This window comes from Pseudomonas sp. GW821-FHT02A08, from assembly GCF_059422045.1.
Window position 1 is genome coordinate 279,016 of sequence record NZ_JBWKWD010000001.1, and the last position, 22,670, is coordinate 301,685.

Below are 22,670 nucleotides of genomic sequence, written 5' to 3' on the forward strand. Positions count from 1 at the left end.
GTCACTGCGCAATGCATCCCGGGCTCACTCCCACAATCGTACAACCGAGGGTTGTCAGCCGCCGGTAGCGAGGTTCAAACTGCGGCCTTTGTCGCCGGTCGATCCTGGCGCCTTTCTGTTTATAAGCAATCGACGCACATAAGGTGTCGGGCGCATGCGTGATAACCATCAATTCAGGGACCCGGACATGGAACTGGTTGTAAAAAGCGTCAACCCCGAAACGTTGAAGACCGCCACTCTCGTGGTCTCCGTCGGCGAAGGCCGCAAGCTCGGCGCTGTTGCCCGACAACTCGACGAACTGAGCGGCGGCGCGATCAGCGCTGTGCTCAAGCGCGGCGACCTGGCCGGCAAGGTCGGCCAGAGCCTGCTACTGCACAGCCTGCCGAACCTCAAGGCCGAGCGCGTGCTGCTGGTGGGTGTGGGCAAGGACGACGAGCTGGGTGACCGCCCGTTCCGCAAGATCATCGCCGGCATCCTCAACACCCTCAAAGGCCTGGGCGGCAGCGATGCAGTGCTGGCCCTCGACGAAGTCGTGGTCAAAGGCCGCGACAGCTATGGCAAATCCCGCCTGCTGGCCGAAACCCTGGTGGACGGCGAGTACAGCTTCGACCAGTTCAAGAGCCAGAAAGCCGAACCCCGCGCGCTGAAGAAAATCACCCTGCTGACCATCAAGGCTGCCCAGGCTGAAGTACAGCGCGCCGTGACCCACGCCACCGCCATCGCCAACGGCATGGCTTTGACCCGCAACCTGGGCAATCTGCCGCCGAACATCTGCCACCCGACCTTCCTCGGTGAGCAGGCCAAAGACCTCGGCAAAGAATTCAAGGACCTCAAAGTCGAAGTCCTCGACGAGAAGAAGATCAAGGCCCTGGGCATGGGCTCGTTCTACGCCGTCGGCCAGGGCAGCGCCCAGCCTCCGCGCCTGATCGTCATGCAATACAACGGCGGCAAGAAGTCCGAGAAGCCGTACGCGCTAGTCGGCAAGGGCATCACCTTCGACACCGGCGGCATCAGCCTCAAGCCGGGCGCCGGCATGGATGAAATGAAGTACGACATGGGCGGCGCCGCCAGCGTGTTCGGCACCCTGCGTGCCGTGCTCGAACTGAAGCTACCGATCAACCTGGTGTGCATCCTGGCCTGCGCCGAAAACATGCCGAGCGGCAACGCTTCGCGCCCGGGCGACATCGTCACCACCATGAGCGGCCAGACCGTGGAAATCCTCAACACCGACGCCGAAGGCCGTCTGGTGCTGTGCGACGCCCTGACCTACTCCGAGCGCTTCAAGCCGCAAGCGGTCATCGACATCGCCACCCTGACCGGTGCCTGCGTAGTTGCGCTGGGTTCCCATACTTCTGGCCTGCTGGGCAACAACGACGAGCTGATCGATCAACTGCTGAGCGCCGGCAAGGCCGCCGACGACCGTGCCTGGCAACTGCCGCTGTTCGATGAGTACCAGGAACAGCTGGACAGCCCGTTCGCCGACATCGCCAACATTGGCGGCCCGAAAGCCGGGACCATCACCGCAGCCTGCTTCCTGTCGCGCTTCACCAAGAACCTGAACTGGGCGCACCTGGACATCGCCGGCACGGCCTGGACCAGCGGCGGCAAGGACAAGGGCGCCACTGGCCGTCCGGTTCCCCTGCTGACCCAATACCTGCTGGACCGCGCCAAAGCCTGAAACCGCTGAAGGGCGGCGGTGTCACTTCCCGGTGACGCCGCTTGCCGCTCTGGAACCGCAATGACCAAAGTCGACTTCTATATCCTGCCCAGCGCCGATCCTTCGGCACGCCTGGACTTTGCCTGCAAGCTCACCGAGAAAGCCTGGCGCATGGGCCACCGCATCTACCTGCATTGCAGTGACGCGGCCCAGCGTGACGATCTTGATGCGCGGCTGTGGGCGTTCAAGGGCGAAAGCTTCGTGCCCCACGGCCCCGCCGACAGCGAACCTGAGGGTTTGATTGTCCTGGGGCTGGGCGATGACTGCGGTCAGCATCAGGATTTGCTGGTCAATCTCGACCTGAAAGTCCCGGCCTTCGCCAACAGGTTCGCCCGAGTGGCGGAAGTGGTGGTGGAAGATCCGACGATCAGAGCGGCCGCGCGGGAGAGTTTCCGTTTCTACCGCGAACAGGGCTATCCTCTGCAAGATCACCGTTTACAGCGACTCTGAGCCTTTCAATGGACACTCCAAAACCGCTGCAACAGTCCGCGCACCTGCTGGACGACCTTGAGTCGATCCGCCAGTTGCTCGGCGATGACAACCTGCAACCGCCCCTGCTGACCGACACGGTCGAGGAAGGTGACCAGGAACAGATTCCCATGTTGTTCGACGCCGTAAGCGAGCCTTCGCCCCCCGTCGTAGCGACAACCCCTGCCCCCATCGTTGACCCCGTCACCACGGCGACGCCGGCGCCTGCCGCCAGCAAGAACCCGGATGACTTGCTGCACCTGGACAGTGAATTGCGCGCCGCCGCGCAGTTGATCATGCAAGACGTGATCGACGATTTCGCCCCGCACATCGAGACCGAAATCAAACGCCGCCTCAGTGCACGACTGGAGCGGTTGTTGAGCCAGTACAACGACTGAACAACTTGCACTGGGGGGCTCCCACAAAAAGCCCCCGCCACAGCTTGAATCTTCAGGTGCCGAGATAGCGCCCGATCAATGCAACCCCGCTGGCCAGCACCAGCCACGTCACCAGCCGCACGAACGCTTCGCGGGACAAGCGCATGGTCAGCCGTCGACCGAACCACAGCCCCAGCACCATCGCCGGTAACAGACAAACCGCCAGCACCAGCAACGGCAAATCGGCATACACACCGGCGATGGCAAACAGGCTCAGACGCACCACCGTACTGCAACTGATCAGCGCACTCTGGGTCGCCCGCGCCGCCTCCTTGGGCAGCCGGCTGTTCAAATAGATCGCATAGAGAAAGCCGCCGCTGCCAAACAACGCGCCAAACATTCCGCCCACCGTCCCCATCGGCAGCGCCCACGCGGCGGACAACTGCGCCGGACGGACATTTATCCACAGGCTGTAAATGGCATAGGCGCTGATAAACAACCCCATCAACAACAGCAACAGGTCGGACTTGAGGTTCAGCAGGAAAATCACCCCCAGCGTGCACCCCACGGCCATGCAGGGCAGTAACCGCAACAGCTCCGGCCTGGCCACATTGCGTCGCGAAGGCAACAGATTGCCGAATGCCGCGACAAAATCGAGCAGCACCAGCAAGGGCACGATTTTCGACAGTGGCATGAACAGAATCAGAATCGGCCCCGCCACCAGCGCGGTGCCAAAGCCGGCGATGCCGAACACGATGTAGGCCAGGGCGATGCCGGCACCGATTACCAGCCAGTCCAGCGGGCCGAAGGGCCATTGGTTCAACAGTTCGAACACATTCATTCACGTATCTTCCTTGAATACCCGGCGGTGACTTTACCTTTGTGGGAGCGGGCTTGCTCGCGAAAGCGGACTGACATCCCGGATCAATGTGGCTGACACACCCTCTTCGCGAGCAAGCCCGCTCCCACATCAAGCGGCTCCACAAGGGAATTGTGCCGACACATGGAGATTGACCACCGAATGCCTTTAAACTGCGCCCCATGATTAAAGATCCCTTTGCAAGACTCGGCCTTGACCGCGAAGTCCTGACCGTCAGCCAGCTCAACGGCCGCGCGCGGGTGTTGCTCGAAGACGTGTTCAGCAACATCTGGGTCGAAGGCGAAATCTCCAACCTCGCCCGCCCGGCGTCCGGCCACGTGTATTTCACCCTCAAGGACAGTGGCGCCCAGGTGCGTTGCGCGCTGTTCCGGCAGAACGCGGCACGGGTTCGCCAGGCCTTGAAGGACGGCCTGGCGGTCAAGGTCCGTGGCAAAGTCTCGCTGTTCGAGGGACGCGGTGATTATCAGCTGATCCTCGACACCGTGGAGCCGGCTGGCGATGGCGCCTTGCGCCTGGCCTTCGATGCACTCAAGGAAAAGCTCAGCGCCGAAGGCCTGTTCAGTGCCGAACGCAAGGTGCCGCTGCCGGCGCATCCGCAACGCATCGGCATCATCAGTTCGCCCACCGGGGCGGTGATCCGCGACATCATCAGCGTGTTCCGCCGTCGCGCACCGCAGGTGCAGTTGACGCTGATCCCCACCGCCGTACAGGGCCGCGAAGCCACCGCACAGATTGTCCGCGCCCTGAAACTGGCGGATGCCCGGGGTTTCGACGCCCTGATCCTGGCCCGGGGCGGCGGTTCGCTGGAAGATCTCTGGTGTTTCAACGAAGAAGCCGTGGCCCGCGCCGTGGACGCTTGCGTGACACCGATTGTCAGCGCGGTCGGCCATGAAACCGACGTGTCGATCAGTGATTTCGTCGCCGACGTTCGCGCCCCGACGCCCTCCGCCGCCGCCGAACTGCTGGCACCGGACTCAAGCGACCTGGTGCGTCGGGTCGAGAGCCTGCACCGCCGGCTGGTGATGCGCATGCGTGACCGTTTGATGCGCGACCGCCTGCGTCTGGAAGGTATCTCTCGTCGCCTGCGTCATCCCGGCGAGCGCCTGCGCCAGCAAGCGCAACGCCTGGACGACCTGGACATGCGCATGCGTCGCGCGTTCGAGCGCAGCCTCAACACCCGTCGCGAACGCTTGATCCGTCTGGAAACCCGTCTGGCCGCACAACATCCTGGCCGGCAACTGGCAATGTTGCGCCAGCGCCTCGACAGCCTGGCCGAACGCCTGCCGCGCGCCATCCGCGAAGGGCTGAAGAACCGTCGCCTGCAGTTGCACAGCCAGATGCAGACATTGCATGTAGTCAGCCCGCTGGCGACCCTCGGCCGCGGCTACAGCATCTTGCTGGACGAGCGCGGCAACGCGATCCGCAACGCCGCGCAAACCCATACCGGCCAACGCCTGAAGGCCAAACTGGGCGAAGGCGAACTGCAAGTACGGGTCGAAGACAATCACCTGACGCCCGTCACCCTTTCTTTACTGGATTGATCCATGCCGCGTTTCTTTGCTCCGTTGTTGCTGCTGCTCCTGACCTTCAACGCACACGCCGACAGCTACATCACCCGCCAGCTGAACAAACCGGTGCCGGGCGGCGTGGCCGTGGTGGACCTGGGCACCTCCGCCCAGGCGCCAAAAGCCACTTACCAAGGCAAACCGGTACTGGTGGTCAAGGAACAGAACAACTGGCTGGCCATTGTCGGCGTACCGCTGACGGTCAAGCCGGGGGCTCAATCGGTCAGCAGCGGCGGTCGCAATCTGAGTTTTACGGTTGGCAACAAGAAATACCCGGAACAGCGCATCACCCTGAAGAACACCCAACAGGTCAATCCGGACCCGGAAAATCTCAAGCGCATCGAGCGTGAACTGGCCGAGCAGATTACTGCCTACCGTACGTTCAGCCCCAACACCCCAAGCAACCTGCTGCTGGACAAACCGGTGAACGGGCCACTGTCGAGCAAGTTCGGCGTACGCCGTTTTTTCAACGGTGAAGAGCGCAATCCCCACTCCGGACTGGACTTCGCCGTGCCCGGCGGTACGCCCATCAAGACCCCGGCCGCCGGCAAGGTGATCCTGATCGGCAACTACTTCTTCAATGGCAACACGGTGTTCGTCGACCATGGCCAAGGCTTTATCAGCATGTTCTGCCACATGTCGAAAATCGATGTGAAGGTGGGGCAGCCACTGGCCCGTGGTGACGTGGTCGGCAAAGTCGGCGCGACCGGCCGCGCGACCGGCCCGCACATGCACTGGAACATCAGCCTGAACGATGCGCGGGTCGATCCGGCTATCTTCATTGGTGCGTTTCAGCCCTGAATCTTCGCCGAGGCTTCTGGCCCCTTCGCGGGCAAGCCCGCTCCCACAGATATTGCGCTGTACCTGTGGGAGCGGGCTTGCCCGCGAAGGCGGCATTCCAGTCACCAGAAAACCCAAGGCCGCCCCCTGAAATCGTGCTTCACTCAATTGCGCACCGCTCAAACCTCGTGCAAAAAACAAGATCATCGCAACCATTTGAAGCAATAAAATCTCGATAAACACCCGCTCACGAGTATTCCTCTCAATTTTTTTCGACTGCTTGCCAACCTTCCCCCCCAAGGTTAGGGTTGAGGGCATGAAAACCTCTCACACCCTCATTCAGCTCCGCCAGCACCGCAGCCTGTGCCTCGTCAGCGCACGACTGCCGGGCTGAATCGTGGTGCCTCGTCCCAAGCGTCAGTCCAAGAACTTTTGATCCACCGGCAGGCCGCCTTTTTTCGGCCCACACAATAAGGATTTCCCGATGAGCATGCTCAAAGACCCGTCTTCGAAATACCGCGCGTTCCCGACCATCGACATTCCAGACCGCACCTGGCCGTCGAAAACCATCACCGCCGCGCCGATCTGGTGCAGTTCAGACCTGCGCGACGGCAACCAGTCGCTGATCGAGCCGATGGACGCCGTCAAGAAGCTGCGCTTCTGGAAAACACTGGTGCAGGTCGGCGTGAAGGAAATCGAAGCGTCGTTCCCGGCCGCCTCGCAAACCGACTTCGACTTCGTCCGCACCCTGATCGAAGGCAACCACATCCCTGACGACACCACCATCCAGGTGCTGACCCAGGGCCGTGAAGACCTGATCGAGCGCACCTTCGAATCCCTGCGCGGTGCGAAGAAAGCCATCGTTCACCTGTACAACGCGACCTCCCCTTCCTTCCGCCGCATTGTCTTCAACCAGGACAAGGACGGGGTCAAGGCCATCGCCGTGAACGCCGCCAAGCTGTTCGTCAAATACGCGGCCATGCAGCCGGACACCGAGTGGACCTTCGAATACTCGCCGGAAACCTTCAGCGCCACCGAAATGGAGTTCGCCAAGGAAGTCTGCGATGCGGTGATCGAGGTCTGGAACCCGACGCCCGAGCACAAGATGATCCTCAACCTGCCGGCCACAGTGGAATGCGCGACCCCGAACATCTATGCCGACCAGATCGAATGGTTCGGCCGTCACATCAACCGTCGTGACAGCGTGATCATCAGCCTGCACACCCACAACGACCGTGGCACCGGCGTTGCCGCCACCGAGCTGGGCCTGATGGCCGGCGCCGACCGCGTCGAAGGCTGCCTGTTCGGCAACGGCGAGCGTACCGGTAACGTCGACCTCGTGACCGTGGCCTTGAACCTCTACACCCAGGGCGTGAACCCTGAGCTGGACTTCTCCGACATCGACGGCGTGCGCAAAGTCGTCGAAGAGTGCAACCAGATCCAGGTGCACCCGCGTCACCCGTACGTCGGCGACCTGGTGCATACCGCATTCTCCGGCTCGCACCAGGATGCGATCCGCAAAGGCTTTGCCCAGCAGAAATCCGATGCACTCTGGGAAGTACCGTACCTGCCGATCGACCCGGCCGACATCGGCCGCAGCTACGAGGCGGTCATCCGCGTCAACAGCCAGTCGGGCAAGGGCGGCATCGCCTACCTCCTGGAGCAGGAGTACGGCATCAGCCTGCCGCGTCGCATGCAGATCGAATTCAGCCAGGTCGTGCAGCGTGAAACCGACCGCCTGGGCCTGGAAATGACCGCCCAGCAGATCCACGCCCTGCTGCACAGCGAGTACTTGCAGGCCAACACCCCGTACGCGCTGGTCAGCCATCGCCTGCAGGAAGAAAACGGTCACAGTGCCGTTGAAGTGGAAGTGGCCAGCAAAGGTCAGGGCGAAACCAACCTGCACTGGCGCGGCAAGGGCAATGGCGCCCTGGAAGCACTGGTGGCCGGCCTGCCGGTACCGGTGGAAATCATGGACTACAACGAGCACGCCATCGGCGCGGGCACCAATGCCAAGGCTGCGGCCTACATTGAACTGCGTGTGAACGGTGAACGTGCGGTGCATGGCGTCGGCATCGACGAAAACATCACCACCGCCAGCTTCAAGGCCCTGTTCAGCGCACTGAACCGTTCACTGAGCCAACCGGAAGCGAAAGCGGCGTAACCATCGCTGAAATGCAAAAGGCCCCGGGGTGTGAACCTCGGGGCCTTTTTGTTTGCCTGCCATTTTTGTTGTCTGAACCGGCCCCTTCGCGGGCAAGCCCGCTCCCACAGGGTATGTGGGCGCACACAAAATTTGTGTTCGCAACGGTCAACTGTGGGAGCGGGCTTGCCCGCGAAGAGGTCCTGTCAGGCAGCGAAAACCTCAGGTGAACTCAAAAGTATCGGCATCCAGATTCGCCGGAAACCGCTGCCGGTACGCCGCCAGCTCTGCCGCATCCAGCACCACCTTGAACACCCCGTCAGCCTCTGCGGCACTGAGCAACGTCTCACCCTGGAAATCCAGCACCTGGCTGTCACCGGTATAGGCAAAGCCCTTGCCATCAGTCCCGATGCGGTTCACCGCCACCACATAGCACAGGTTCTCGATCGCCCGCGCAGGCAACAAGCGGTTCCAGTGCTGGCGCCGCGCACCTGGCCAGTTGGCGGTGTACAGCAACAGATCCGTGTCCTGGGCGTCACGGCTCCACACCGGGAAGCGCAGGTCGTAGCAGATCAGCGGCCGCACTCGCCAGCCCTTGAGCTCGAACTGCACTTGGCGCTCGCCAGGGGTGTAGTGGTTATGCTCACCGGCCATGCGGAACAGGTGACGCTTGTCGTAATGCAGCACCTCGCCATCCGGGCGTGCCCACAGCAGGCGATTGCGATGACTGCCGTCGGCGGCCTGGACGATCACGCTGCCAGTGATCACCGCATCAAGCTTTGCCGCCTGAACCCGCAGCCACTTGCTGGTGGGGCCGTTTTCCGCTTCGGCGAGGGTCTCGGATTCCATGGAGAACCCGGTGGTGAACATCTCCGGCAGAATGATCAGGTCCGCTCCGCGAGCCTGTTCCAGCAATGGCTCGAAATGCTCGAAGTTGGCCTGGCGGTCGTGCCAGACCAGAGAGGTCTGGATCAGCGCAACGGTCAGTTTCGGCAATGCACTCAGATCACGCATAGTTTTTCCGCTGCTTCACGCAGGGTCTCCTCACGCTTGGCAAAGCACAGCCGCACCAGGCGTTGGCCGACCGGTGGCGTCTGGTAGAACACCGAGATCGGGATACTGGCCACGCCATGCTCGCGAGTCATCCACAGGGCCATCTCGACGTCATTGAGGTCAGGGCGGATCTGCGAGTAATCGACCAACTGGAAATAGGTGCCGGTCACCCGGGTGAAACTGAATCGCGACGGCGCCAGCAGATCGCAGAACAAATCGCGCTTGGCCTGATAGAAACCCGGCAGCTCCTCGACATGCTCGGGATGCTCGGCCATGTAATCGGCCAAGGCGTATTGCAGCGGGGTCACGCCGCAGAAACTGACGTATTGGTGCACCTTGCGCAACTCCGCCGTGAGGGCCGGTGGCGCGACCACGTAGCCGGTTTTCCAGCCGGTGACGTGGTAGGTCTTGCCGAACGAGCTGACCACGAAGGCACGCTGATACAGCTCTTCATGATTCAGCACGCTGACGTGAGGCACACCGTCATACACCAGGTGTTCGTAGACTTCGTCGCTGATCACATAGATGTCGCGATCGCGGATCAAGGCTGCCAACTGGTCGAGTTCGGCACGGCTGATCAATGCGCCGCTGGGGTTGTGCGGGGTGTTGAGAATGATCATCCGCGTGCGCGGGCTCAGTGCCTGGGCAAGCTTCTCGAAGTCGATACTGAAATCGTTCAAGCCCAGTTGTACGTGCACGCAACGACCGCCGGCCAGTTCCACCGAAGGTTCGTAACTGTCGTACGCCGGGTCAAACACGATGACTTCGTCACCGCTGTGGATAACCGCCTGAATGGCACAGAAAATCGCTTCAGTCGCGCCTGGGGTGACCGTCACTTCAGTATCCGCATCCACCTGCGTGCCATAGTTGCGGGCGATCTTCACCGCAATCTGCTGACGCAACACCGGCAGCCCGGTCATCGGCGAATACTGGTTATGGCCACTGGCGATATGCCGGCCAACCGCATCGCACAGGGCCTGCGGGGCGGCGAAATCGGGAAAACCCTGGGACAGATTGAGCGCGCCGGTCTGTGCCGCGAGCTGAGACATCTGCGTGAAGATGGTGATGCCGACATTCGGCAGCTTGCTGGTGATCATCGGTGGTTCCCTGCTCTACACCCGGCTCTACGGCGGCGCGGGGGAATCCGAGGATAGCCCAAACGGCAGGCATGAAAAAGGGCGCCATTGGCGCCCTTTCCATCCCACGGGAAAAACCTCAATCAGCGCTTGTCGCGACGCTTCTTGTCGGCCTTCTTGTGGTGCGACATCAAACGACGCTTCTTGTTGACCTGACGGTCGGTGAGCGTGTTCTTGTTGCCTTCGTACGGGTTCTCGCCACCCTTGAACTCGATGCGGATCGGCGTACCGACCAGCTTCAGCACACGGCGGTACGTGTTTTCCAGGTAACGCACGTAGGACTTCGGCACCTTCTCGATCTGGTTACCGTGGATCACGATGATCGGCGGGTTCGCGCCACCGAGGTGGGCATAACGCAGCTTGATCCGGCGACTGTTGACCATCGGCGGCTGGTGCTCGCTGACTGCGTCTTCCAGGATCTGGGTCAGGCGGCTCGTCGGCCAGCGGGTAACCGCGGACTTGAACGAGTTCTGTACCGACGCGTAGAGGTTGCCCACGCCAGTGCCGTGCAGTGCCGAAATAAAGTGAATATCGGCAAACTCGACGAAGAACAGACGACGCTGCAACTCGATCTTGACGAAGTCGCGCTCGCTTGGCGTCATGCCGTCCCACTTGTTGATCGCGATGACCAATGCACGACCGGCCTCGAGGGCAAAGCCCAGCAGGTTGAGGTCGTGGTCCACCACGCCTTCGCGGGCGTCCATCACGAAGATCACCACGTTGGCGTCTTTGATCGCCTGCAGGGTTTTGACCACGGAGAACTTTTCGACTTCTTCGTGGATCTTGCCGCGCTTGCGCACACCGGCGGTGTCGATCAGCGTGTACTTCTCGTCGTTACGCTCGAACGGGATGTAGATACTGTCGCGGGTGGTGCCGGGTTGGTCGTAGACGATTACCCGGTCCTCCCCGAGCATGCGGTTGACCAGGGTCGACTTGCCGACGTTCGGACGGCCGATGATCGCGATCTTGATCCCGTCTTTTTCGCTTGGGCCAGGAATGCGCTTGGCTTCCTCGCCTTCGGCGACGTCTTCTTCCTCGCCTTCTTCCAGCTCGTCGTCGTCTTTCGGGAAGTCACTCAGGGCGATTTCCAGCAACTGGGTAATACCACGGCCGTGGGCACCGGCGATCGGGATCGCATGGCCCATGCCCAACGGGGCGAATTCGGCGCGGGCCATTTCCGGGTCGATGTTGTCGACCTTGTTGGCCACCACGTGGGAACGCTTGTTACGCTTGCGCAAATGCTCGGCGATCATCTGGTCGGCGGCGGTGAAACCGGCCTTGGCATCTACCAGGAACAGAACGACATCTGCTTCTTCGATGGCCAGCAGCGATTGCTCGGCCATCTTTTCGTCCATACCGTGCTCGTCACCGGAGATACCGCCGGTGTCGATCAGAATGTAGGAACGCCCTTGCCACTTGGCCTCACCGTACTGGCGATCACGGGTCAGACCGGACAAGTCGCCGACGATGGCGTCACGAGTCCTGGTCAGGCGGTTGAACAAGGTGGACTTGCCGACGTTCGGTCGGCCCACCAGGGCGATTACGGGAACCATGCGGCTCTCCACTTCGTTATTTCAGAAAATACAAAAGCCGCTGCGAGGCAGCGGCTGGTGCTCGGGGCAACACTGTGGGAGCGGGCTTGCTCGCAAAAAACCGTAACAGCACCGTGTTTATCCAGGCTGTACGCGTCATCGTTGACGCCCTTCGCGAGCAAGCCCGCTCCCACAAGTGAAGCAGCCTGGGGTGGTTAACCCCAAGCATAGTCAAACCTTTACTTGATGGTCAGGGCTTCCAGTTTGCCGCTGTTGCCATACACATAAATCGTGTCACCCACCACCAGCGGACGGGCACGCAGGCCGTCGCTGTCGATGCGCTCGCGGCCGACGAAACGACCGTCCACCTGACTCAGCAGGTGCAGGTAACCTTCCAGGTCACCGATTGCAACGTAGCTGGAGAACACTTCCGGAGCCGACAGTTGACGGCGGGCCAGCGAGTCGTTGCTCCACAAGGCTGTGGTGGAACGCTCGTCGACGCCTTCAACGGTGCCCGAAGACAGGCTCACATACACGGTACCGAAACCCTGGGCGACACCGGCATAGCTGGAAGCATCACGCTGCCAGAGCTGACGGCCGCTTTGCAAGTCCAGAGCGGCAACGCGACCCTGATAGCTGGCGACATACAGCGTCTCGCCCGACAGCAGCAAGCCACCGTCGATATCGACCACGCGCTCCAGCTCCGAACGACCTTGCGGGATCGCTACGCGCTGTTCCCACACCGGTACGCCGTTGGAGATGTCCACGGCAACCACTTTACCGGTCGACAGGCCAGCCACCGCGAGGCGGTTGGTCACGATCGGCGCACTGGTACCACGCAGGGTCAGTACCGCAGGCGTGCTGTCATAGATCCAGCGACGGTTACCGGTGGAAGCATCCAGGCCGATCAGACGATCATCCTGGGTCTGAACCACCACGACGTCACCGTTGTTGGCTGGCGGCGCCAGTACTTCGCTGGACACGCGAGCGCGCCACTTTTCTTCACCGTTGATGGCGTCCAGGGCAACGATTTCGCCCTTGATCGTACCGATGGTGACCAGACCGTAACCGACACCAACGGCGCCGGAGACAGGCAGTTCGAGGTCTTTCTTCCATTTGACATCGCCGGTGTTGCGGTCCATCGCCATCAACACGCCAGTGACGTCGGCGGCATAGATGGTATCGCCATCGATGGCCGGAACCAGCATGTTGTAGGTTTCGCCCTGACCGTCACCGATCGAACGACTCCATTGCTTGTGCAGAACCACTTCTTCTTTGAAGTCGGTCAACTCGGCTGGTGGCAATTCTTTTTTGCTGTTGCTGCTGCAACCCGCGGCCAAAATGGCCAGGGCCAGCAATGCTGCATGTTTCCAACGAATCACGTCACGCATCCCCTTTGGCCAGGTCGTCCAGCTTGATTTGCAGGCCACCGACCGCCGCTTCATCCGACAGTGCCGCCTTGGCTTTTTGATACGCCGCGCTCGCCTCGTCGGTACGACCCAACTGCACCAGCAGGTCGCCCTTGAGCTCTTCGCGAGTGGCCAGGAATGCCTTGTCGGCATCGCCTTCGAGAAGCTTCAGCGCTTCGTCGGCCTTGTTCTGCGCGCCGAGTACCTGGGCCAGACGCTGACGGGCGATTTCGCCCAGCGCCGGGTTGGCCGGTTTGGCGACAATGGCTTTGAGCTCGCTGGCCGCGTCGTCCAGCTTGCCGCTGTCGACCGCAACCTTGGCCACGAACAGGCTGCCGTACTGCGCGTAGGCGCTGCCGCCGAACTCGCTATTGAGCTTGCCGGCCAGGTCCGAAACACGGGCCGCATCAGGCTTGCCGTCAGGCGTCAGCGTGGTTTCGAGCAATTGCTGATAGAGAATCGAGGCGCCTTGCGACTGATTGCTCTGATACTTGTGGAACGCCTGCCAGCCGAACACGATGACCAGCGCCAACAGGCCGCCAGTGACCAGGGGCTTACCGTTGCGTGACCACCATTCCTTCAATTCCATCAAATGTTCGTCTTCGGTACTCGACACCCCAATACTCCTTAATCGCTAATTCGGCTGTTTAGACAGCTTCAACCCTGCACGACGCAGGTGGCCAGGTGTGCAGCAAGCGCATCCCAGGCAATGCTTTGTTGTTCGCCCTGGCCACGCAGGGGTTTGAAACCTACCACTTGCTGGGCCATTTCGTCGTCACCGAGGATCAGCGCGTACAGCGCACCGCTCTTGTCGGCCTTCTTGAACTGGCTTTTGAAACTGCCGGCGCCGGCATTCACTTGCAGGCGCAGGTTGGGCAACTGGTCGCGAACCCGCTCCGCCAGGGTCAGGCCAGCCAGTTCGGCGGCTTCACCGAAGGCGCAGAGGTAGACGTCGACCTGACGGGAGATCTCTTGCGGGATCTGCTCCAGGGTTTCCAGCAACAGCACCAGTCGCTCGATGCCCATGGCAAAGCCAACGCCGGCGGTCGGTTTGCCGCCCATCTGCTCCACCAGGCCGTCGTAACGGCCACCGGCACATACGGTGCCCTGGGCGCCGAGTTTGTCGGTGACCCATTCGAAAACGGTCTTGCTGTAGTAATCCAGCCCGCGAACCAGTTTCGGGTTGATCACGTAGGGAATGCCGGCGGCGTCCAGGCGAGCCTTGAGGCCTTCGAAGTGCACGCGGGATTCTTCGTCGAGGTAATCGGCCATTTTCGGCGCATCGACCAGAATCGCCTGTGTCTCGGCGTTCTTGGTGTCCAGGACCCGCAACGGGTTGGTCTTCAGGCGGCGCTGGCTGTCTTCGTCCAGTTTGTCCAGATGCCGGGACAGGAACTCGACCAGAGCTTCGCGATAACGACCACGGGATTCGCTGGTGCCCAGGCTGTTGAGCTCGAGCTTGACCGCATCGCGGATGCCCAGTTCGCCCCACAGGCGCCAGGTCAGCACGATCAGTTCGGCGTCGATGTCCGGGCCGTCGAGGTTGAATACTTCGACACCGATCTGGTGAAACTGGCGATAACGACCTTTCTGCGGACGCTCGTGGCGGAACATCGGGCCGATGTACCAGAGTTTCTGAACCTGGCCGCCGCCGGTGATGCCGTGTTCCAGCACCGCGCGCACACAGGCCGCCGTGCCTTCGGGGCGCAGGGTCAGGGAGTCGCCGTTGCGGTCGTCGAAGGTGTACATCTCTTTTTCGACGATGTCGGTCACTTCACCGATGGAACGCTTGAACAGTTCGGTGAACTCGACGATCGGCATGCGGATCTGCTTGTAACCGTAGTTATCCAGCAGGCGCGAAACGGTGCCTTCGAAATGACGCCACAGGGGAGTCTGTTCGGGCAGGATATCGTTCATGCCACGAATGGCTTGCAGAGACTTGCTCACTTAAATTCCTTAATTCGTTCGGCTCTTTTTAGCCAGGCTTAGCCGCGCGCAATAACGGCAGCGTCAGCTTCGACCTTTTCGGCCGCCTTCTGCCGGATCAAGCGCTCAAGCTCATCCACCAGATTGTCATTCGTCAGCTTCTGCGACGGCTTGCCGTCGATGTAAATCAGGTTCGGCGTGCCGCCGGTCAAGCCGATATGGGCTTCCTTGGCTTCGCCCGGGCCGTTGACCACGCAACCGATCACCGCGACATCCAGCGGCACCAGCAAATCCTCGAGGCGCCCTTCCAGCTCGTTCATGGTCTTGACCACATCGAAGTTCTGCCGCGAGCAGCTCGGGCAGGCGATGAAGTTGATGCCACGGGAACGCAGGTGCAGGGATTTGAGAATGTCGTAGCCGACTTTCACTTCCTCGACCGGGTCGGCCGCCAACGAGATGCGGATAGTATCGCCAATCCCTTCGGCGAGCAGCATACCGAGGCCCACGGCAGATTTCACCGTGCCGGAACGCAAACCACCGGCTTCGGTGATGCCCAGGTGCAGCGGCTGGACGATTTCCTTGGCCAGCAGGCGGTAGGCTTCGACGGCCATGAACACGTCGGAGGCTTTCACGCTGACCTTGAAGTCCTGGAAGTTCAGGCGTTCAAGGTGCTCGACGTGGCGCAAGGCAGACTCGACCAGCGCCGCCGGCGTCGGCTCGCCGTATTTCTTTTGCAGGTCTTTTTCCAGGGAACCGGCGTTCACGCCGATACGGATCGGGATCCCGCGGTCACGGGCGGCATCGACCACCGCGCGCACACGGTCTTCGCGACCGATATTGCCCGGGTTGATCCGCAGGCAATCGACACCCAGTTCAGCTACGCGCAAGGCGATGCGGTAGTCGAAGTGAATGTCGGCAACCAGGGGCACCTTGACCAGCTGCTTGATCTTGCCGAAGGCTTCGGCGGCGTCCATGTCCGGTACGGAAACCCGCACGATATCGACGCCGGCCGCTTCCAGGCGATTGATTTGCGCGACCGTGGCCGCGACATCGTTGGTGTCGCTGTTGGTCATGCTCTGCACAGCGATAGGCGCATCGCCGCCAACAGGCACGTTACCGACCCAGATCTTGCGGGATTCGCGACGTTTGATTGGAGATTCGCCGTGCATGACTTATTGACCCAACTTCAGGCGAGCAGTCTCGCCACTGGTGAACGGAGCGACATCAACCGGCTGGCCGTTGTAGCTGACCTGAGCGCCGCGGGCAAAGCCCAGACGCACGGCGAACGGTGGTTTGCCATTGACTGCCAGGCTGTCGCCTTTGCGTTTGAGACCGCTGAACAGCACCTTGCCGCTACCGTCGGTCACTTGTGTCCAGCAATCGGAGGTGAACTGCACCTGAACCTGGCCTTGACCGGCCACTGGCGCGGCTTGCGCTGGAGCAGGAGCAGGAGCAACAGGGGCTACCGGTGCAGTCGTAACCGGGGCTGGAACAACTGGAGCTGCCGGAGCCGGAGTTGCCGGGGCCACCGGCGCTGCGACAGCGGGCGCGGTGGTGTGCGCGGGTGCAGCTGGCGTGGTCGGCGCTGCCGGGGTGGCTGGCGCAGTCGATTGAGCCTGAGCCTGCTCTGGCGCTTCAGCCGGAACGTCGGCCTGTGGCAGCGCAAGGGCGGTTCCGCCGTCAGTCTGACCTTCCGCGACGGCCTGGTCTTCCGGCTCGTCCAGCGGATGAATCTGTGTCGTACCGTCGGCACCTTCGACTTCAACGTGCTCTGGTGCCAGACCGATCAGGTCCTTGGTGCGCATCGAGGTCTGATCCTGCCACCAGACGAAACCGCCACCGATCACCGCGACCAGCAACAGCAGGCTGACGATTCGCAAAATGGTGTGGGAAACCCGGACCGGCTCTTCGATACGACCCAGGCTGTGGACATTGCTGCCCTGGGAATCGGTACCGGTGGACTGATCGAATTGCTGGACCAGAACGGCCTGGTCCATGCCGAGCAATTTGGCATAGGCGCGAATGTAACCGCGGGCAAAAGTATGCCCGGGCAGCTTGTCGAAGGCGCCGGCTTCCAGATTGCTCAGGGAAGTGGTGGTGAGGTTGAGCTTGAGGGCCACTTCGGCCAGCGACCAGCCATTGCTTTCGCGGGCCTGGCGCAAAGTCTCACCGGGGTTTACGCGATTCGCTGCTACAACTTCGGGATGCGCCGCTTTCATCATTGCTCCGACAGGTATTGCTGATATTCCGGCGTACCGGGATAGAGTCTTTTTAGTTGCAGGCCTGCACTTGCGGCCTTGTCGCGGTCGTCGAACACTTTTGCCAGCCGAACGCCGAGCAATAGACTACGTGCATTTTGTTCGGAGAGCTGGCTAAAACGGTCGTAATAGTCACGCGCGGGCACATAATGCCTGTCTTCGTAAGACAACTCAGCCATTTCCAGCAATGCACGTGGTTGTTGGCGATTCAGGCGCAGGGCTTTTTCCAGTTGCTGTTGGGCCAGATCCCGCTGACCGAGCATCGCAGCGGTCATGCCCAGGTTCTCGAACACCCGCGAACGCTCAGGATACAGGGAATCTGCAGCGGCTTGTTCAAAGCGCTCGTAGGCTTCCTTGTAACGTTTCTGCTCGAACAAAAAACTGCCGTAGTTATTGAGGATTCGTGCATCGGCGGGACGGGAAGCCAGCGCCTTGCGAAAATGCTCGTCGGCAAGTTCCGGTTCCATCTCGGCCTGGAACACCAGCCCCAGCGCCGCATTGGCATCCGGGTCGGAGCCATCCAGCTCCAGCGCTTTCTTCAGCGGAACCTTGGCCCGCTCGGTCATGCCTTGCTGCAAATACCCGATACCGAGTTGCACATAGGCCTCACGCGCTTCATCACGGCCCTTGCTGGTCTTCATCGGGTTGTAATCGCCCGAAAGCACGCAGCCAGCACACAGGCTGGCCAACAGCAAAAGCAGCGCAAAGCGCAGGGACATAGAGATCCTCTCTTGGTTACTTATTCGCAGCGTCTTGAGCCATATCGTTTTCGGCGTTCAGTTCACGCACGGCGATATAACGTTCGCTGCGACGGGTGCGATCCAGCACCTGCCCTACCAATTGACCACAGGCCGCATCGATGTCTTCACCACGGGTGGTGCGGACGGTGACGTTGAAACCGGCATGATGAAGCTGATCCTGGAAACGCCGAATGGCGTTGTTGCTCGGGCGCTCGTAACCGGAGTGCGGGAACGGGTTGAACGGAATCAGGTTGATCTTGCACGGGATGTTCTTGAGCAGCTCGATCATTTCCACGGCGTGCTCGACCTTGTCGTTGATGTCTTTGAGCAAGGTGTATTCGATGGTCAGCACGCGCTTTTCGCCGAGATTCGACATATAGCGCTGGCACGACTCGAGCAGCATCTTAAGCGGATACTTCTTGTTGATCGGCACCAATTGGTTACGCAATGCGTCATTCGGTGCGTGCAGGGACAACGCCAGGGAGACGTCGATGTGCTTGGAGAGCTCATCGATCATCGGCACCACGCCGGAGGTCGACAGGGTCACACGGCGCTTGGAAATGCCGTAGCCCAGGTCGTCCATCATCAAATGCATGGCCGCGACGACGTTGTCGAAGTTCAGCAGCGGCTCACCCATGCCCATCATCACCACGTTGGTGATGGCACGGTCGACGGTTGCCGGGACGCTGCCAAAGGATTTGTTGGCAATCCACACCTGGCCGATGACTTCGGCGGCGGTGAGGTTGCTGTTGAAGCCTTGCTTGCCGGTGGAGCAGAAACTGCAATCCAGGGCACAGCCTGCCTGGGACGAAACGCACAAGGTGCCGCGCTTGCCCTGGGGAATGTACACGGTCTCGACGCAGCTGCCGGACGCCACGCGCACCACCCACTTGCGGGTGCCGTCGCTGGAGATGTCCTCGCTGACCACTTCCGGACCACGGACCTCGGCAACAGACTTGAGCTTTTCGCGCAAGGCCTTGCTGACGTTCGTCATGGCATCGAAATCATCGACACCAAAGTGGTGAATCCATTTCATTACCTGACCGGCACGGAAACGCTTCTCCCCGATTGAGTCGAAGAATTTTTCCATTTCCAGCTGGGTCAGACCCAGCAGGTTAGTTTTTACAGTCGATGTAGTCATGGATTCACCTTCACTCTTAAGCCAATGCTTAGCGAGTGGTTACTTCAGTAGCTGCGAAGAAGTACGAGATTTCGCGAGCGGCAGCGGCTTCGGAGTCCGAACCGTGTACGGCGTTGGCGTCGATGGAGTCAGCGAAGTCAGCGCGGATGGTGCCGGCAGCAGCTTCTTTAGGGTTGGTAGCGCCCATCAGCTCACGGTTCAGAGCGATAGCGTTCTCGCCTTCCAGAACCTGAACGACAACCGGACCGGAGATCATGAAAGCAACCAGGTCGTTGAAGAAACCACGAGCGCTGTGCTCAGCGTAGAAGCCTTCGGCTTCGGCTTTGGACAGTTGCTTGAGTTTCGAAGCTACAACGCGCAGGCCAGCTTTTTCGAAACGAGTGGTGATCTCGCCGATAACGTTTTTAGCAACGGCGTCAGGCTTGATGATGGAGAAAGTACGTTGAACAGCCATGGTGTAACTCCAGAAACGGTAATTTACGAAAAATTAAACCCGCGAATTATACGCGGGTTCTCGGGTATTGCCTAACCTGCGGCGTGGCTCAGTCGCGTTCTTCGATCCAGTGGGCCTGAATGGCCTCCAGGATCTTTTCGCCACAATGCTCAGGCATGTCGTCGAAATCGGGCAATTCCATCACCCATTTACGCAGATCGACGAAGTTGACCGACATAGGGTCCACGTCGGGCTTGCTTTCAGCCAGCTGGATCGCGATCTCCAGCACATCAGTCCACTTGAGTTTCATGACAATTCCTTGAATCAGTGCGGCGCTTCGGCGGCGTGATTGAGCGAGTACTTCGGAATTTCGACCGTCAGGTCTTCGGTACCAACCTTGGCCTGGCACCCCAGGCGGGACTCGCGCTCAAGGCCCCAGGCTTTGTCAAGGTAGTCCTCTTCCAGCTCGTCAGCCTCTTCCAGCGAGTCGAAACCCTCGCGGATGATGCAGTGGCAGGTGGTGCAGGCGCAGACGCCGCCGCAAGCGCTTTCCATCTCGATGTGGTGCTCATGGGCCAGCTCGAGGATGGAAATACCTGTCTCAGCTTCAACAACCATGCCTTCGGGGCAAAACTTCTCGTGTGGCAGAAAAATGACCTGCGGCATCGTTATTCCTCAATCTCATTCAGGTTGCGGCCCGCCAGCGCGGCTTTCACCGTCGAGTCCAGGCGGCGGGCAGCAAAAGCATCGGTCACTTGCGACAGACGCTTGGTCTGCTGCTCGATGGCGTAACCATCGGTACCTTTCATCAGTTCGGCCAGTTCCTGCATCTGCATGTCGATGACCATGCGCTCTTCGGCGTCGAGCAAGCGCTCGCCGTCGGCCTCAAGAGCTGCCTGCACCGCTTCGATCAGACGCTGGGCGTCGACCTGCTGCTCGCGCAGTACGCGGGCGACCTTGTCGTCATTGGCATGCTGGAACGAGTCCTTGAGCATCCTGGCGATTTCGCCGTCGGTCAGGCCGTAGGACGGCTTGACCTGAATGCTGGCTTCAACGCCCGAACCCAGTTCCCGGGCGGAAACGCTGAGCAGACCGTCGGCATCGACCTGGAAGGTCACGCGGATCTTCGCCGCGCCAGCCACCATCGCCGGAATGCCGCGCAGCTCGAAGCGCGCCAGGGAGCGGCAGTCGCTGATCAGCTCACGCTCGCCCTGCAATACGTGGATGGCCATGGCCGACTGGCCGTCTTTATAGGTAGTGAAGTCCTGGGCGCGGGCGACGGGGATGGTGGTGTTGCGCGGAATCACCTTTTCCATCAGGCCGCCCATGGTTTCCAGCCCCAGGGACAGCGGAATCACGTCCAGCAGCAGCAATTCGCCGCCGTCACGCTTGTTACCGGCCAGGGTATCGGCCTGGATCGCAGCACCGATGGCGACCACTTGATCCGGGTCGATTTCCGTCAGTGGCTGGCGACCGAAGGCTTCGGCGACGGCTTCGCGAACGCGAGGCACGCGAGTCGAACCACCAACCATGACCACGGCGTGCACGTCTTCCAGTTCGATAGCGGAATCACGCACCGCACGGCGGCAGGCTTTCAGGCTGCGGGCGACCATCGGCTCGATCAGCGCATTGAAGGCTTCGCGGGTCAGCTCGGCTTTCCAGTCGCCATGGGCAACCTCAACAGCCGAAGCGTTGGTCAGGGCTTCCTTGGCCGCACAGGCGGCTTGCAGCAAATTGCGTTGCGCACCCGGATCGAGGTCGGCGGACAGACCGGCGCTCTCGATGATCCAGCCAGCGATCGCGTGGTCGAAGTCATCGCCGCCCAGGGCGCTGTCGCCACCGGTAGCCAGGACTTCGAAGACACCGCCGGTCAGGCGCAGAATCGAAATATCGAAGGTACCGCCGCCCAGGTCGTAAATCGCGACCAGGCCTTCGGCGTGCTGATCCAGACCGTAAGCCACGGCAGCCGCGGTCGGCTCATTGAGCAAGCGCAGCACGTTCAGACCGGCCAGCCTGGCCGCGTCCTTGGTGGCTTGACGCTGAGCGTCGTCGAAATAGGCCGGAACCGTGATCACCGCACCGACCAGCTCGCCACCCAAGGTCGCTTCAGCGCGCTGGCGCAGGACCTTGAGGATATCGGCAGAGACTTCGACCGGGCTTTTCGGGCCCTGGATCGTGTCGATGAACGGCATGTGCGACTCGCCACCGACAAAGCGGTACGGCAGTTGCTCGCCCAATTGCTTGACGTCGGACAGACCACGACCCATCAAGCGCTTGACCGACAGCACGGTGTTCAACGGGTCGGTGGCGGCAGCCAGCTTGGCCGATTCGCCAACCTCGACGCGATCGGCGTGGTAGCGCACGGCAGACGGCAGGATGACCCGCCCTTCTGCGTCGGCAAGTGGCTCGGAAAGACCACTGCGCAATGCAGCGACCAGCGAATTGGTAGTGCCCAAGTCGATCCCCACAGCCAGACGACGCTGGTGCGGTTGAGGACTTTGGCCGGGTTCGGCGATCTGCAGTAGGGCCATCGTTATCAGGACTTATCTGTATATCAGGCGTGCGACCGGAGCGGCACTGGGTTAATCGTCGAGGCGCTCTTCTAACTGGCGCACTTCGTAGGTGAGCTTGTCGAGGAACTGCATGCGCCGCATCAGGCGTTCGGCCCGTTCACGGTGCGCGGCATCGTTCCAGCAAGCTGCGAAGCTTTGGTTCAGCTCATCCTGGGCTGCCTTCAGGCGACGCTTGAAGACGGCAACGCCATTGAGGTCGGCGCTGTCCTGCAGGTCTTCGAGCTCTTCGCGCAACTCCATCTGTTGCAACAGAAACTCCGGATCATGCACCGTGACCTCCAGCGGCAGCTCGCCACCATTCAAGGCGAGCAGGTAACGCGCGCGCTTGGGTGGACTCTTGAGCGTCTGGTAGGCCTCGTTGAGGCTCGCGGATTGCTCCAGCGCCAACCGCTGCTCACGCTCGGAAGCGTCGGCAAAGCGGTCCGGATGAACACTGCGCGCCAACTCACGGTAGCGCGTAGCCAGCTGATCGAGGTCCAGATCGAAACTCGGTTGCAGCTCGAATAAAGCGAAATGACAAGGAGTACCCACGACAAGCC

Annotated in this window: 22 protein-coding genes; 6 read left to right on the forward strand and 16 right to left on the reverse strand. The window is 61.0% G+C overall.

Annotated features, from left to right (window positions below; translation table 11 throughout):
• Positions 1 to 187: 187 nt before the first annotated feature.
• Genes AC07W4_RS01220 through AC07W4_RS01230 form a run of 3 tightly spaced genes read left to right on the forward strand, consistent with a single transcriptional unit; the run spans position 188 to position 2,583 of the window.
• Positions 188 to 1,678: a leucyl aminopeptidase gene (locus AC07W4_RS01220; protein WP_495031301.1), complete on the forward strand. Its 1,491-nt coding sequence runs from the start codon at positions 188 to 190 to the stop codon at positions 1,676 to 1,678.
• Positions 1,679 to 1,738: 60 nt separating this feature from the next.
• Entirely contained in the window at positions 1,739 to 2,167 is a 429-nt protein-coding gene (locus AC07W4_RS01225) for a DNA polymerase III subunit chi (protein WP_095945770.1), read from the forward strand.
• Positions 2,168 to 2,175: 8 nt separating this feature from the next.
• Positions 2,176 to 2,583 (forward strand): hypothetical protein, encoded by a 408-nt coding sequence (locus AC07W4_RS01230; protein WP_008053228.1) that lies wholly within the window; start codon positions 2,176 to 2,178, stop codon positions 2,581 to 2,583.
• 52 nt (positions 2,584 to 2,635) lie between these two features.
• Here the strand turns inward: AC07W4_RS01230 and AC07W4_RS01235 are convergent, their stop codons facing one another.
• Positions 2,636 to 3,403, reverse strand: coding sequence for a sulfite exporter TauE/SafE family protein (locus tag AC07W4_RS01235; protein WP_495031218.1), 768 nt, complete (start codon positions 3,401 to 3,403; stop codon positions 2,636 to 2,638).
• 200 nt (positions 3,404 to 3,603) lie between these two features.
• Between AC07W4_RS01235 and xseA the strand changes: the two genes are divergently transcribed.
• The 3 genes from xseA (at position 3,604) to leuA (ending at position 7,951) form a co-directional block, all read left to right on the forward strand.
• Positions 3,604 to 4,983 (forward strand): exodeoxyribonuclease VII large subunit, encoded by a 1,380-nt coding sequence (gene xseA / locus AC07W4_RS01240; RefSeq protein ID WP_008053235.1) that lies wholly within the window; start codon positions 3,604 to 3,606, stop codon positions 4,981 to 4,983.
• A 3-nt stretch (positions 4,984 to 4,986) separates the two neighbouring features.
• Positions 4,987 to 5,808: a M23 family metallopeptidase gene (locus tag AC07W4_RS01245; RefSeq protein ID WP_008053237.1), complete on the forward strand. Its 822-nt coding sequence runs from the start codon at positions 4,987 to 4,989 to the stop codon at positions 5,806 to 5,808.
• Positions 5,809 to 6,271: 463 nt separating this feature from the next.
• Complete coding sequence (leuA, locus tag AC07W4_RS01250; protein WP_495031219.1) at positions 6,272 to 7,951, forward strand: 2-isopropylmalate synthase; 1,680 nt, start codon at positions 6,272 to 6,274, stop codon at positions 7,949 to 7,951.
• 201 nt (positions 7,952 to 8,152) lie between these two features.
• Here leuA and AC07W4_RS01255 read toward each other — a convergent pair whose 3' ends face one another.
• The 15 genes from AC07W4_RS01255 to hscB form a co-directional block, all read right to left on the reverse strand.
• Positions 8,153 to 8,944 (reverse strand): amidohydrolase, encoded by a 792-nt coding sequence (locus AC07W4_RS01255; protein ID WP_495031220.1) that lies wholly within the window; start codon positions 8,942 to 8,944, stop codon positions 8,153 to 8,155.
• Positions 8,932 to 10,080, reverse strand: coding sequence for a pyridoxal phosphate-dependent aminotransferase (locus tag AC07W4_RS01260; protein ID WP_495031221.1), 1,149 nt, complete (start codon positions 10,078 to 10,080; stop codon positions 8,932 to 8,934). Before AC07W4_RS01260 ends, AC07W4_RS01255 begins: the two co-directional genes overlap by 13 nt.
• 122 nt (positions 10,081 to 10,202) lie before the next feature.
• Entirely contained in the window at positions 10,203 to 11,672 is a 1,470-nt protein-coding gene (gene der, locus AC07W4_RS01265) for a ribosome biogenesis GTPase Der (RefSeq protein ID WP_008053244.1), read from the reverse strand.
• Positions 11,673 to 11,890: 218 nt separating this feature from the next.
• Positions 11,891 to 13,042, reverse strand: a complete 1,152-nt coding sequence (gene bamB, locus AC07W4_RS01270) for an outer membrane protein assembly factor BamB (protein ID WP_032829872.1) — start codon at positions 13,040 to 13,042, stop codon at positions 11,891 to 11,893.
• Positions 13,035 to 13,676, reverse strand: coding sequence for a tetratricopeptide repeat protein (locus AC07W4_RS01275; RefSeq protein WP_008053246.1), 642 nt, complete (start codon positions 13,674 to 13,676; stop codon positions 13,035 to 13,037). The genes bamB and AC07W4_RS01275 overlap by 8 nt, the downstream gene beginning before the upstream one ends.
• Positions 13,677 to 13,717: 41 nt before the next feature.
• Positions 13,718 to 15,007 (reverse strand): histidine--tRNA ligase, encoded by a 1,290-nt coding sequence (hisS, locus tag AC07W4_RS01280; RefSeq protein ID WP_008053247.1) that lies wholly within the window; start codon positions 15,005 to 15,007, stop codon positions 13,718 to 13,720.
• Positions 15,008 to 15,045: 38 nt separating this feature from the next.
• Complete coding sequence (ispG, locus tag AC07W4_RS01285) at positions 15,046 to 16,155, reverse strand: flavodoxin-dependent (E)-4-hydroxy-3-methylbut-2-enyl-diphosphate synthase (RefSeq protein ID WP_003185136.1); 1,110 nt, start codon at positions 16,153 to 16,155, stop codon at positions 15,046 to 15,048.
• A 3-nt stretch (positions 16,156 to 16,158) separates the two neighbouring features.
• Complete coding sequence (locus tag AC07W4_RS01290; RefSeq protein WP_495031222.1) at positions 16,159 to 17,205, reverse strand: RodZ domain-containing protein; 1,047 nt, start codon at positions 17,203 to 17,205, stop codon at positions 16,159 to 16,161.
• Positions 17,205 to 17,963 (reverse strand): type IV pilus biogenesis/stability protein PilW, encoded by a 759-nt coding sequence (pilW, locus tag AC07W4_RS01295; protein ID WP_495031223.1) that lies wholly within the window; start codon positions 17,961 to 17,963, stop codon positions 17,205 to 17,207. The genes AC07W4_RS01290 and pilW overlap by 1 nt, the downstream gene beginning before the upstream one ends.
• 16 nt (positions 17,964 to 17,979) lie before the next feature.
• Complete coding sequence (gene rlmN, locus AC07W4_RS01300; protein ID WP_008053250.1) at positions 17,980 to 19,125, reverse strand: dual-specificity RNA methyltransferase RlmN; 1,146 nt, start codon at positions 19,123 to 19,125, stop codon at positions 17,980 to 17,982.
• A 28-nt stretch (positions 19,126 to 19,153) separates the two neighbouring features.
• Positions 19,154 to 19,579: a nucleoside-diphosphate kinase gene (gene ndk, locus AC07W4_RS01305; protein WP_007903599.1), complete on the reverse strand. Its 426-nt coding sequence runs from the start codon at positions 19,577 to 19,579 to the stop codon at positions 19,154 to 19,156.
• 88 nt (positions 19,580 to 19,667) lie between these two features.
• Positions 19,668 to 19,868 carry a Fe-S cluster assembly protein IscX gene (iscX, locus tag AC07W4_RS01310; RefSeq protein ID WP_007973999.1) on the reverse strand — a complete coding sequence of 67 codons (201 nt, stop codon included), beginning with the start codon at positions 19,866 to 19,868 and terminating at the stop codon, positions 19,668 to 19,670.
• A 14-nt stretch (positions 19,869 to 19,882) separates the two neighbouring features.
• Positions 19,883 to 20,224: an ISC system 2Fe-2S type ferredoxin gene (gene fdx / locus AC07W4_RS01315; RefSeq protein ID WP_007998670.1), complete on the reverse strand. Its 342-nt coding sequence runs from the start codon at positions 20,222 to 20,224 to the stop codon at positions 19,883 to 19,885.
• A 2-nt stretch (positions 20,225 to 20,226) separates the two neighbouring features.
• The gene (gene hscA / locus AC07W4_RS01320; protein ID WP_495031224.1) at positions 20,227 to 22,089 is read right to left on the reverse strand and encodes a Fe-S protein assembly chaperone HscA; all 1,863 of its coding nucleotides are present in this window, start codon (positions 22,087 to 22,089) and stop codon (positions 20,227 to 20,229) included.
• A gap of 51 nt (positions 22,090 to 22,140) precedes the next feature.
• A complete protein-coding gene (gene hscB, locus AC07W4_RS01325; protein ID WP_150813623.1) occupies positions 22,141 to 22,662 on the reverse strand; it encodes a co-chaperone HscB in 522 nt (173 codons plus the stop codon).
• Positions 22,663 to 22,670: the final 8 nt, after the last annotated feature.